This window comes from Streptomyces sp. BK022 (genome assembly GCF_004217355.1).
In the GTDB taxonomy this organism is placed as follows: domain Bacteria; phylum Actinomycetota; class Actinomycetes; order Streptomycetales; family Streptomycetaceae; genus Streptomyces; species Streptomyces griseoluteus.
Genome location: NZ_SHKU01000005.1, coordinates 66,742 through 78,797, shown reverse-complemented (window position 1 = coordinate 78,797; position 12,056 = coordinate 66,742). Strand labels below are relative to the sequence as shown.

The following is a 12,056-nucleotide window of genomic DNA, read 5'->3' as shown; positions in this document are numbered from 1 at the left end:
CTCACGCCTCCGGAATCTCGAACTTGGACGTCCGCCGCATCCCGGCCGCGCGGCCCTTGCCCGCGATGACCAGGGCCATCTTGCGGCTGGCCTCGTCGATCATCTCGTCGCCGAGCATCGCCGAACCCTTCTTGCCGCCCGCCTCGGAGGTGCAGTACTCGTAGGCGTCCAGAATCAGCTCGGCGTGGTCGTAGTCCTCCTGCGAGGGGGAGAAGACCTCGTTGGCGGCGTCCACCTGGCCGGGGTGCAGCACCCACTTGCCGTCGAAGCCGAGGGCGGCGGCACGGCCGGCGACCTCGCGGAAGCCGTCCACGTTGCGGATCTGGAGGTAGGGGCCGTCGATCGCCTGGAGGTCGTTGGCGCGGGCGGCCATCAGGATCTTCATCAGGATGTAGTGGTAGGCGTCCGCCGGGTAACCGGGCGGCTGCTCGCCCACGACGAGCGACTTCATGTTGATCGACGCCATGAAGTCGGCCGGACCGAAGATGATCGTCTCGATACGCGGACTGGCCGCCGCGATCTCGTTGACGTTGTTGAGGCCCTGGGCGTTCTCGATCTGGGCCTCGATGCCGATCCGGCCGACCTCGAAGCCCATCGTCTTCTCGATCTGCGTCAGCAGCAGGTCCAGGGCGACCACCTGCTGGGCGTTCTGCACCTTGGGCAGCATGATGCAGTCGAGGTTGGGGCCGGCGCCCTCGACGACCGTCACGACGTCGCGGTACGTCCACTCCGTCGTCCAGTCGTTGACCCGTACGACCCGCGTCTTGCCCGTCCAGTCGCCCTCGTTGAGGAACTTGACGATGGTGTGCCGTGCCTCCGGCTTGGCGAGCGGCGCGCACGCGTCCTCCAGGTCCAGGAAGACCTGGTCGGCCGGGAGGCCCTGCGCCTTCTCCAGGAACCGCGGGTTGCTGCCCGGCACCGCCAGACAGGAGCGGCGCGGACGCAGGCGGTTGACAGGGGTCGTCATGCGGGGACCTCCAGGGGGTCGAGCTTGTTCGCTGTGCGGATCTCGTCGACGATACGGCCGATGATTCCGGTGATGTCGAAGTCCTTCGGGGTGAACACGGCGGCCACGCCGGCCGACTTCAGCAGTTCGGCGTCGGCGCCCGGGATGATCCCGCCCGCGATCACCGGGATGTCGTGCGCCCCGGCCTCACGCAGCCGGTCCAGCACGTCCGGCACCAACTGGGCGTGCGAGCCGGACAGGATGGACAGGCCGACCGCGTGCACGTCCTCCGCGAGGGCGGCGTCCACGATCTGCTCCGGGGTCAGCCGGATGCCCTGGTAGACCACCTCGAACCCGGCGTCACGGGCGCGTACGGCGATCTGCTCGGCGCCGTTGGAGTGCCCGTCCAGGCCCGGCTTGCCCACCAGGAAGCGCAGCTTGCCCACGCCCAGGTCGCGTGCGGTGGCGTCCACCCGCGCCCGCACCCCGGCCATCGCGGACCCGGGCTCGGCGGGCACCGCCACCGGGGCGGAGGAGACACCGGTCGGCGCCCGGTACTCGCCGAACACCTCGCGCAGCGCCCCCGCCCACTCGCCGGTCGTGACGCCGGCGCGGGCGCACTCCAGGGTGGCCTCCATGAGGTTGCCGGTGCCCTTGGCGGCCTCCTTCAGCTTCTCCAGCGCCTTGCACGGGCGCGGGTGGTTGAAGGGCGGCTGGTAGCGGGTGTCCCGCCAGGTGCCCAACGCCTCGATCACCCGGTTCTCCACCGCCGGGTCGACCGTCTGGATCGCGGTGTCCAGGTCGGCGGTGAGCGGGCTGGGCTCGGTCGTCTCGAAGATGTTGACGCCGATGATCTTCTCGTCGCCCGACTCGATCCGCGCCCGCCGCTCGGCGTGCGAGGCCACCAGCTGGGCCTTGAGGTAGCCGGACTCGACGGCCGCCATCGCGCCGCCCATCTCCTCGATCCGGGCCATCTCCGCGAAGGAGTCGTCCACCAGGGCGGACACCTTCTCCTCGATGACGTGCGAGCCGGCGAAGATGTCCTCGTACTCCAGCAGGTCGCTCTCGTGCGCCAGCACCTGCTGGATGCGCAGCGACCACTGCTGGTCCCAGGGGCGGGGCAGGCCCAGCGCCTCGTTCCAGGCCGGCAGCTGCACCGCACGCGCGCGGGCGTCCTTCGACAACGTCACGGCCAGCATCTCCAGCACGATGCGCTGGACGTTGTTCTCCGGCTGCGCCTCGGTCAGGCCCAGCGAGTTGACCTGGACGCCGTAGCGGAACCGGCGCTGCTTGGGGTTCTCGATGCCGTACCGCTCGCGGGTGACCTGGTCCCAGATGCGGCCGAAGGCGCGCATCTTGCACATCTCCTCGACGAAGCGGACGCCCGCGTTGACGAAGAAGGAGATCCGGGCCACCACGTCGCCCATGCGCTCCTCGGGCACCTGGCCCGAGTCGCGCACCGCGTCCAGCACCGCGATGGCGGTGGACATGGCGTACGCGATCTCCTGGACCGGCGTGGCGCCGGCCTCCTGGAGGTGGTAGCTGCAGATGTTGATCGGGTTCCACTTGGGGATGTGGGACACCGTGTACGCGATCATGTCGGTCGTCAGGCGGAGCGAGGGTCCCGGCGGGAAGACGTGCGTCCCGCGCGAGAGGTACTCCTTGACGATGTCGTTCTGGGTCGTGCCCTGGAGCCGGGTGATGTCGACACCCTGCTCCTCGGCGACGACCTGGTAGAGCGCCAGCAGCCACATGGCGGTGGCGTTGATCGTCATCGAGGTGTTCATCTGGTCCAGGGGGATGTCCTGGAACAGCCTGCGCATGTCACCCAGATGCGAGACGGGCACGCCGACCCGGCCGACCTCGCCGCGGGCGAGGATGTGGTCGGCGTCGTAGCCGGTCTGGGTGGGCAGGTCGAACGCCACCGACAGACCGGTCTGGCCCTTGGCGAGGTTGCGCCGGTACAGCTCGTTGGACGCCTCCGCCGTCGAGTGCCCGGCGTAGGTCCGCATGAGCCACGGACGGTCCTTCTGACGCGCCTGCGGCGTCTGACGCTCTGTCACGTGTCGCTCCTCAGACGTTCCGGAAGCGGTTGATCGCGTCGATGTGCTCGGCACGCAGCTCGGCGTCGCGGACGCCGAGGCCCTCCTCGGGGGCCAGGCACAGCACGCCGACCTTGCCCTGGTGCAGGTTGCGGTGCACGTCGTACGCGGCCTGGCCGGTGTCCTCCAGCGAGTACACCTTGGACAGCGTCGGGTGGATCTTGCCCTTGGCGATCAGGCGGTTGGCCTCCCACGCCTCGCGGTAGTTGGCGAAGTGGGAGCCGATGATGCGCTTGAGCGACATCCACAGGTAGCGGTTGTCGTACTCGTGCATGTAGCCCGAGGTCGAGGCGCAGGTGGTGATGGTGCCGCCCTTGCGGGTGACGAAGACGCTGGCGCCGAAGGTCTCGCGGCCGGGGTGCTCGAAGACGATGTCGATGTCCTCGCCGCCGGTGAGTTCGCGGATGCGCTTGCCGAAGCGCTTCCACTCCTTGGGGTCCTGGGTCCGCTCGTCCTTCCAGAACTTGTAGCCCTCGGCGTTGCGGTCGATGATCGCCTCGGCGCCCATCGAGCGGCAGATGTCGGCCTTCTGGTCGCTGGAGACGACGCAGATCGGGTTGGCGCCGCCGGCGAGGGCGAACTGGGTGGCGTACGAGCCGAGTCCGCCGCTCGCGCCCCAGATCAGCACGTTGTCGCCCTGCTTCATCCCGGCGCCGTTCCGGGAGACGAGCTGGCGGTACGCGGTGGAGTTGACCAGACCGGGGGCGGCGGCCTCCTCCCAGCTCAGGTGGCCCGGCTTCGGCATGAGCTGGTTGGACTTGACGAGGGCTATCTCCGCGAGCCCGCCGAAGTTGGTCTCGAAGCCCCAGATGCGCTGCTCGGGGTCGAGCATCGTGTCGTTGTGGCCGTCGGAGGACTCCATCTCGACGGACAGACAGTGCGCGACGACCTCGTCACCGGGCTTCCAGGCGTTCACACCGGGGCCGGTGCGCAGGACGACGCCCGCGAGGTCGGAGCCGATGATGTGATACGGCAGGTCGTGCCGCTTCGCCAGCTCGTTGGTGCGGCCGTAGCGCTCCAGGAACCCGAAGGTGGACAGCGGCTCGAAGATCGAGGTCCACACCGAGTTGTAGTTCACCGAGGAGGCCATGACGGCCACCAGGGCCTCGCCCGGGCCCAGCTCGGGCAGCGGCACCTCGTCGAGGTGAGTGGACTTGCGGGGGTCCTTGTCGCGGGTCTCCAGGCCCGCGAACATCTCCGTCTCGTCCTTGTGCACGGTGATCGCGCGGTACGACTCGGGCAGCGGGATGGCGGCGAAGTCGGCGGACGTGGCGTCCGACTGGATCGCGGCGAGGATGTCCTTCACGGTCACGGTATTGCCTCCGGCGGTGAGCGCCCTTGAGGGAGGGGCGCTGGGGTTTCGTCGGTGCGGGAAGTGCGCTCGGGGGTGCGAGGGGGTGCCGTCGGTTGGCGGCGGGTGCTTCGGCGGCGCTTTGTGGCGCGGGAGGTTGCCTGTGACGCAGGCGTCCGGACGCGCGAGCCGGGTGGCTTGCGGGGACAGCCGACGCGCGGGATTTCGCTACGCGCCGGCCGTCCGGACACTCTCAACGTATGACACCGCGTGTCAGGCGGCAAGGCACTGAGTGCCAGAACTTCCTCTCACATGAAATCTTTACGTAACAAATGAGCGATGATCGATCGAACGGGCTCCGGAGGGTGCCGGAAAACGGGCCCGGACATGGCAAAACGGCCACCCCGGGGGGTGGCCGTCGTCACAGCGGGAAGGGTGTGCTCAGCGCTCCTTGAGTGCCTGCTCGATGGTGCGCATGACCTCGTCCAGCGGGGCGTCGGTGCGGGCGACCGTCACCAGTACCTCGCCCTGCGCGGAGACCGTCGCCGGAGCGGCCGCGGCGGCCGTGCTCCGGCCGGCGCCGATACCGGTGCCGAAGGTCCGGCGCACGATGGCGAAGGCGTGGTCGAGCTGCGCCTCCACGTCGCCCTGGCCGTCCGCCCGCAGCCAGCGCCGCAGCACGTGGTTGTGGGCGGTGACCACGGCGGACGCGGCGACCTCGGCCAGCAGCGGGTCGTCGTTGGCGTCGTCGGCGTGCGCCCGCTCGTCGAAGTGGCCCAGCAGATAGCGGGTGAAAAGCCGCTCGTAACGGGCCACCGAGGCGATCTCCGCCTCGCGCAGCGTCGGCACCTCGCGGGTCAGCCGGTAGCGGGCCACCGAGATCTCCGGCTGGGCCGCGTACATCCGCATGACCTCCTTGATCCCGCGGCACACGGTGTCGAGCGGATGCTCGTGCGCCGGGGCCGCGTTGAGCACCGCCTCGGCCCGGATCAGGGTGTCGTCGTGGTCGGGGAAGATCGCCTCTTCCTTGGAGCGGAAGTGGCGGAAGAAGGTGCGCCGGGCCACCCCGGCCGCCGCCGCGATCTCGTCCACCGTGGTCGCCTCGTACCCCTTGGACGCGAAGAGCTCCATCGCGGCCGCCGCCAGTTCCCGGCGCATCTTCAGCCGCTGGGCGGCGGCGCGGCCGCCCGCGGCGCTCTCCGGGGCGTCGGAGGCGGCGGATGTACGTGAGGACCTGACGGGCTGGGACATGACCCGAACGTACTGCATGGACGCCGTGCCACGCGCGGGTGCCGGGAGGCCCTCGTCCCCGGAGCGGGTGGGGGCCCGGCCGGGCGGGGTGAGGCCGCCCGGTTCGAGCAGCCCGCCCCACTCCGGCCCGTCCCGGAGACCGCCGCCGTCAGCGGCGGGCATACTCGCGGAAACCCCGGCCGGTCTTGCGGCCCAGGCAGCCCGCCGCCACCAGGTGCTCCAGCAGCGGCGCCGGGGCGAGGCCCGGGTCGCGGAACTCGCGGTGCAGCACCTTCTCGATGGCCAGCGAGACGTCGAGACCGACCACGTCCAGCAGTTCGAACGGGCCCATCGGGTAGCCGCCGCCCAGCCGCATCGCCGCGTCGATGTCGTCCAGGGTCGCGTAGTGCTCCTCGACCATCTTGATCGCGTTGTTCAGGTACGGGAACAGCAGCGCGTTCACGATGAAGCCGGCGCGGTCGCCGCAGTCCACCGGGTGCTTGCCCAGCCTGGCGCAGACCTCGCGGACGGTGGCGTGGGTGTCGTCGCCGGTGAGGACCGTGCGCACCACCTCCACCAGCTTCATCGCCGGGGCCGGGTTGAAGAAGTGCATCCCGATCACGTCCTGCGGGCGCGAGGTGGCGCGGGCGCAGGCGACGACGGGCAGCGAGGAGGTGGTGGTGGCCAGGACCGCGCCCGGCTTGCAGACCTTGTCCAGCGCCTGGAAGAGCTGCCGCTTGACGTCCAGGTCCTCCGCGACCGCCTCCACGGCCAGATCGACGTCCGCGAACGCTTCGTAGCCGCCCGCCGGGGTGATCCGCTCCAGCATCCCGGCCGCCGACTCGGCGGTCAGACGGCCCCTGGCGACGGAGCGGTCCAGCGACTTGCCGACGCGCGCCTTGGCGGCCTGCGCCTTCTCCTCGCTGCGGGCGGCCAGGACCACCTCGAACCCGGCCTTCGCGAAGACCTCCGCGATGCCCGACGCCATCGTGCCGGACCCGGCCACGCCCACCGAGCGCACCGCACGGCCCGTCGCCGCGGCGTTGCCGGGCGCCGGGGTGAGGGCGTCCGGGACGGTCTCGGCGCTGCCCGGAGCCGCGTAGGTGTAGAAGCCGCGGCCCGCCTTGCGGCCGGTCAGGCCCGCCTGGCTGAGCTGCTTCAGGATCGGCGCCGGGGCGTGCAGCCGGTCGCGGGACTCGGCGTACATCGCCTCCAGGACCCGGCGGGCGGTGTCCACGCCGATCAGGTCCAGCAGGGCGAGCGGTCCCATCGGCAGACCGCAGCCCAGCCGCATCGCGGCGTCGATGTCCTCGCGGGAGGCGTAGCGCGCCTCGTACATCGCCGCGGCCTGGTTCAGATAGCCGAACAGCAGGCCGTCCGCGACGAATCCGGGCCGGTCACCCACCGCGACCGGCTCCTTGCCCAGCTCCACCGCGAGGTCGGTGACGGCGGTGACGGCCTGCGGCGCGGTCAGCACCGACGAGACGACCTCCACCAGCTTCATCGCCTGCACCGGGTTGAAGAAGTGCAGGCCGAGGACGCGCTCGGGGTGCTCCGAGCCGGCGGCGAGCCGGGTGACGGAGAGCGCGTTGGTGCCCGTGGCCAGGATGGCCTCCGGCCGCACCACGCGGTCCAGTTCGGCGAAGATCTGCTGCTTGATCTCGTACGACTCCGGGGCCACCTCGATCACGAGGTCGGCGTCGGCGGCCGCGGCGAGGTCGGTCGAGGTGGTGACCCGGTCCAGCAGGGCGGCACGCTCGGGCTCGGTGAGCCGGCCGCGCTCGACGGCGCGGGCGGTGGAGCGCTCCAGCGCCTGGACGCAGGTGGCGGCCTGGGCCGCGTCGATGTCGACGCCGACCACGGTACGGCCGGCCCGCGCCAGGACCTCGGTGAGACCGGTGCCCATGGTGCCGAGACCGACCACGGCGATCGTCCGCAGCGGGGAGGGAGGGGTGTGGGACAGGGGAGTGGCCATCGCGGAACTCCAGGAAGAGTGGTGACGACGAGGAACGCGCGGCACGCGTGAGGACGCGTGCCGAAGCGCGGGGATGCGGGTGTTGCCGGGCTGCCAAGCGCACACGCCCGGTGCCGTCGTGGCGGGCGCGCACACGCCCAAGACGGTCCAACTTGCCGACCGGCCCTGTCCCGGAGCCGGGTCGTGCTCTCGACGGTTGCGTCACCAGACCGTCGCCAGCCGAAGCGCGAGTGGGTAACTCGCTCGTCTGAGCTTAACCAGTGAGTAACGAGCGCGCCAGTGGCGGGCGCCAACTCGGCTTTGTGATGTACCTCCCTTCACCGTCATCACGCGCCTACGCTGGGTGCGTGGACGACGGGTTGCGAGTTCTCACCGAACGCCTACGGCGTGAGTCGCGGGGCGGGGCCGCCTACGAGAGGCTGGTGGGCACCGGGGATCAGGACGAGCTGGCCGGTGTCCTCACCGCGCCCGGACAGCCCCTGTGGGCCCGTGAGTTGGCCGCCTACCGGCTCGGAGTCGCCGGGGACCGGCGGGCGTTCGAGTCCCTGGTGCTGCTCCTCAACCACCGCGACCCGCCCCGGTGCGCCGCCGCCGCCGACGCGCTGGCCCTGCTCGGGGACCCGCGTACCGCGCGGGCCGCCGCCGCGCTCGCCACCAACGAACTCCGCGTCGCCTACGCCCTGCAACCGGTCCGCCTGCTCGTCCGGTTGCGGGCCCCCGAGTCGGTCCCCGCGCTCATCACCACCCTCGAACGCCGTCTCCGCCCCCACGACCCCTACCGCCGGGTCGCCCTCGCCTGCGTGGAGGGTCTCGGCACCCTGGCCGACCCGCGAGCGAAGCGGGTACTGACCGAGGCCCTCGCCCATCCGGCCCTGGCGGAAGCCGCCGTGACCGCGCTGGGCCGCATCCCGCGTCAGCAGCGACGGAGTTGAGTCCTCACGTACCGCACCTCCGGCACCGACGTACCGTCCCCGGCACCGAAGGCCATCGTGGCGCCGGCCGCGCGCCCCGGATTTCCGGTGCCCGCCGGAAGGGCGGGCACCGGTGGGGGTCAGTGGCGGAAGCCCAGGAGGCCGTGGAGGGTCGAGCCCTTCGCGGCGGCGGGGGCCGTCCTGGCGTCCAGGGGTTGTGGGGCGGGGGACTTGTCGCAGACCGCGTCCACCGCGCCGCGGCCGCGTGGGACCGTGCCGTCGGTGAGGTAGGCGGTGAGGTGGTCGTCCAGGCAGGAGTTGCCGGTCAGGGTGATGCCGTGGTTGCCTCCGCCCCGCTCGACCACCAGGCTGGAGTGGGCCAGGAGGCGGTGGGTCATGAGGCCGCCCGAGTACGGGGTGGCCGCGTCGTCCGTCGCCTGGAAGAGCAGGGCCGCGGGGAGCTTGCCGTTGGCGATGTTGACCGGCTCGCGCGGGGGCGTCGGCCAGAACGCGCACGGCGCGTTGTACCAGGCGTTGTTCCAGGTCATGAAGGGCGACTTGCGGTGGGCCGCCCAGGTGTCCCGCGACCAGCGGCGCCAGTCGCGCGGCCAGGGCGCGTCCTGGCACTGGACGGCCGTGTAGACGCTGTAGTTGTTGTCCCCGCCCGCGTCGACGGCGGCGAAGTTCTCGTACGCCTGCTCCAGCGGGCCGGTGTCCTTGTCGTGCACCCAGGACGCCAGGGCCTCGGCGAGGTAGGGCCAGTAGCCGTCGTAGTACCCGCCCGGCATGTAGGTGTCCTCCAGCTCGGCGGCGCCCACCTTGCCGTCCGCCGGGTCCTTGGCCAGCGCGGCCCGCATCGCGTACCAGTCGGCCTCCACCCGCGCGGGGTCGGTGCCCAGGCGGTACGCCTCGTCGTGCGCGGCGATCCAGGCCATGAGGGCCTTGTGGCGGGCGTCGAAGGCGTGGTCCTGGGTGAGGTTGTCCTCGTACCAGACACCGGTCGGGTCGACGATCGAGTCCAGCACCAGGCGGTGCACCCGCGCCGGGAAGAGCTTGGCGTAGACCGCGCCCAGGTAGGTGCCGTAGGAGTAGCCGAGATAGCTGAGGCGGCCGGCGCCCAGGGCCGCGCGGACCGCGTCCAGGTCACGGGCGGCGGAGACCGTGTCCATGTACGGCAGCACGTCCGCGTGGGCCCGGCCGCAGGCGGCCGCGAAGGACCGCACCCGGTCCAGGTTCCGCCGCTCCAGCTCGGGCGTGGCCGGGACGGTGTCGGGGCGTACCGGCGTGAAGTGGTCCGGGGCGCAGTTCAGCGCCGGGGCGCTCTTGCCGACGCCGCGCGGGTCGAAGCCGATGACGTCGTACTGCGCGGCCACCTTCGCCGGCAGCGCGGAGGCGATGTACCCGGCGAGGGTGAGCCCGCTGCCACCGGGACCGCCGGGGTTGACCAGGAGCGGGCCCTGGGAGGTCTTCGCGGTGTGCGGGACGCGCGACAGGGCGAGCGAGATCTGCCGCCCGGCGGGCCGCGCGTGGTCCAGCGGGACCTTCAGGGAGGCGCACTGGAGGGTGGGGTAGTCGCCGGTGCCGCATTCCTTCCAGGTCAGGCCCGGCGCGGCGGGGGCGGGGGCGGCCTGGACGGGCAGGGCGGTGGCCGAGGCCGCCAGCAGGACGGCCGTCGCGCCCAGCACGGCTGCGCGTGTTCTCATGCGTGGCAACTCCACGGGACGGAGGATGGCGCGGACCGCGGGGGATGCGGTCCTCGCCGCATCGTCCCTGCGATCCCCGCCCCCTTCGGCCCGTCCGCCCCGTACTTGACCCGAACGGGTCGCCGGATGCCCTCGAACGCCCTCACATGAGGGTGAGCTGCGTCGGCTCCGGCTCCGCCGGCCGCTCGTCGGTGCCGGCCGGGCGGATGCGCCGGGTGGCGCCCGCGCGGGTCGGTCCGATGCCGTACTCCCGTGCCAGCTCGTGCACCTGGCGGGTGACCCGGCGCTGGTACCAGGTGGGGGCGTAGGAACCGCCCGCGTACAGCCGCCGGTAGCGGGCCACCAGGTGTGGATGGTGCTCGGCGAGCCAGCTCATGAACCACTCCCGAGCGCCGGGCCGCAGATGCAGCACCAGCGGCGTCACCGAGGTGGCCCCGGACTCCGCGATGGCGCGGACGGTGTCGCGCAGCTGGTCGGGCCGGTCGCTGAGGAAGGGGATCACCGGGGCCATCAGCACCGCGCAGCCGATGCCGTGCTCGCCGAGGGTGCGCACCACGTCCAGCCGTCGCTCGGGCGCCGGGGTGCCCGGCTCCACCGTGCGCCACAGGGCCGGGTCGGTGAAGCCCACGGAGACCGAGATGCCGAGGTCGGTGACCTCGGCCGCGCGCACCAGCCGGTCCAGGTCGCGCAGGATCAGGGTGCCCTTGGTGAGGATGGAGAACGGGTTGGCCCGCTCGGTGAGGGCGTCGATGATCCCCGGCATCAGCCTGTACCGGCCCTCCGCACGCTGGTAGCGTCCACGTTGGTCCCCATCGCCACGTGCTCCCCGCCCCAGCGCGGCGAGGCCAGCTGGCGGCGCAGCACCTCGGGCGCGTTGACCTTGACCACGATCTGCGAGTCGAAGCCGAGCCCGGTGTCCAGATCGAGATAGCTGTGCGTCTTGCGGGCGAAGCAGTACACACAGGCGTGCGAGCACCCCCGATAGGGGTTCACCGTCCACTCGAACGGCATCCGGGACGCGCCCGGCACCCGGTTCAGGATCGACCGCGCCCGCACCTCGTGGAAGGTGATTCCTCTGAACTCGGGTGTGTCGAACGTGCGGGTCACCACGGCGTCCGCGCCGAACAGCGCGCCGTCGGGGGTCCGGCCGTGACCACCGGACTCGTCGGTCAGGTTCTCCCAGCGCATGACGCCTCCTCGGTAGCTCGTTCCCCACAATAGAACATGTGTTCCCATGATCGGGCGGACCCGGATTTGGGAGCCGGGGTGCCGGGGTGGTTGGCTGATCCGAAACGCTGGAAAACAGGTCCTGGAGGAGAGCGATGGCGCAGGTCGAGGCCACTACGGAACGAGTCGTCGCGGCGAACGCCGACAGGGTGTTCGACGCGCTGACCGACTACCGGACCACCCGCCCGGAGCTGCTCCCTGAGCACTTCAGCGAGTACGAGGTCCGCGAGGGCGGCGACGGCGCGGGCACCCTCGTGCACTGGAAGCTGCAGGCCACCAGCAAGCGCGTACGCGACTGCCTGATGGAGGTCACCGAGCCGACCCCCGGCGAGCTGGTCGAGAAGGACCGCAACTCCACCATGGTCACCACCTGGCGCGTCACCCCCGCCGACGAGGGCCGCTCCCGCGTCATGGTCACCACCACCTGGAAGGGCGCCGGCGGTATCGGCGGCTTCTTCGAGCGCACCTTCGCCCCCAAGGGCCTGGGCCGTATCTACGACTCGGTGCTCGACAGGCTCGCCGCCCGGGTCGAGAGCTGATTTCTCCAAACACCGGCCGGTGCGGGGGGCGTTGCTCCCCTCACCGGTTCGAGTGATCTCCGCCGAGACCGGATTCATGCCGTAACTCGCCGTATGTGTTCGCAGTTGTCGCGTAACGCGGGATGTGCGACA

General features: G+C 71.4%; 8 protein-coding genes and 1 pseudogene. 2 read left to right on the top strand and 7 right to left on the bottom strand.

Annotated features, from left to right (window positions below; translation table 11 throughout):
• Window position 1: 1 nt before the first annotated feature.
• The 5 genes from EV284_RS21425 to EV284_RS21405 form a co-directional block, all read right to left on the bottom strand.
• The gene (locus tag EV284_RS21425) at window positions 2–967 is read right to left on the bottom strand and encodes a CoA ester lyase (RefSeq protein ID WP_086691030.1); all 966 of its coding nucleotides are present in this window, start codon (window positions 965–967) and stop codon (window positions 2–4) included.
• A complete protein-coding gene (locus EV284_RS21420; protein WP_130336671.1) occupies window positions 964–3,009 on the bottom strand; it encodes a protein meaA in 2,046 nt (681 codons plus the stop codon). Before EV284_RS21420 ends, EV284_RS21425 begins: the two co-directional genes overlap by 4 nt.
• A 10-nt stretch (window positions 3,010–3,019) precedes the next feature.
• Window positions 3,020–4,360 carry a crotonyl-CoA carboxylase/reductase gene (gene ccrA / locus EV284_RS21415; RefSeq protein WP_037855229.1) on the bottom strand — a complete coding sequence of 447 codons (1,341 nt, stop codon included), beginning with the start codon at window positions 4,358–4,360 and terminating at the stop codon, window positions 3,020–3,022.
• Window positions 4,361–4,780: 420 nt separating this feature from the next.
• Window positions 4,781–5,590, bottom strand: coding sequence for a TetR family transcriptional regulator (locus EV284_RS21410; protein WP_030809530.1), 810 nt, complete (start codon window positions 5,588–5,590; stop codon window positions 4,781–4,783).
• A gap of 148 nt (window positions 5,591–5,738) precedes the next feature.
• Entirely contained in the window at window positions 5,739–7,544 is a 1,806-nt protein-coding gene (locus EV284_RS21405) for a 3-hydroxyacyl-CoA dehydrogenase (RefSeq protein WP_130336667.1), read from the bottom strand.
• Window positions 7,545–7,891: 347 nt separating this feature from the next.
• Between EV284_RS21405 and EV284_RS21400 the strand changes: the two genes are divergently transcribed.
• The gene (locus EV284_RS21400; protein ID WP_130336665.1) at window positions 7,892–8,476 is read left to right on the top strand and encodes an adenylosuccinate lyase; all 585 of its coding nucleotides are present in this window, start codon (window positions 7,892–7,894) and stop codon (window positions 8,474–8,476) included.
• Window positions 8,477–8,595: 119 nt separating this feature from the next.
• Here the strand turns inward: EV284_RS21400 and EV284_RS21395 are convergent, their stop codons facing one another.
• Both EV284_RS21395 and EV284_RS21390 read right to left on the bottom strand, forming a co-directional pair.
• The gene (locus EV284_RS21395; protein ID WP_130336663.1) at window positions 8,596–10,158 is read right to left on the bottom strand and encodes an alpha/beta hydrolase; all 1,563 of its coding nucleotides are present in this window, start codon (window positions 10,156–10,158) and stop codon (window positions 8,596–8,598) included.
• A 142-nt stretch (window positions 10,159–10,300) separates the two neighbouring features.
• Window positions 10,301–11,346, bottom strand: a pseudogene (locus tag EV284_RS21390) (Rv2578c family radical SAM protein).
• A gap of 134 nt (window positions 11,347–11,480) precedes the next feature.
• Here EV284_RS21390 and EV284_RS21385 point away from each other — a divergent pair.
• Window positions 11,481–11,924 carry an SRPBCC family protein gene (locus EV284_RS21385; RefSeq protein WP_130336661.1) on the top strand — a complete coding sequence of 148 codons (444 nt, stop codon included), beginning with the start codon at window positions 11,481–11,483 and terminating at the stop codon, window positions 11,922–11,924.
• The last annotated feature ends 132 nt before the right edge of the window (window positions 11,925–12,056 follow it).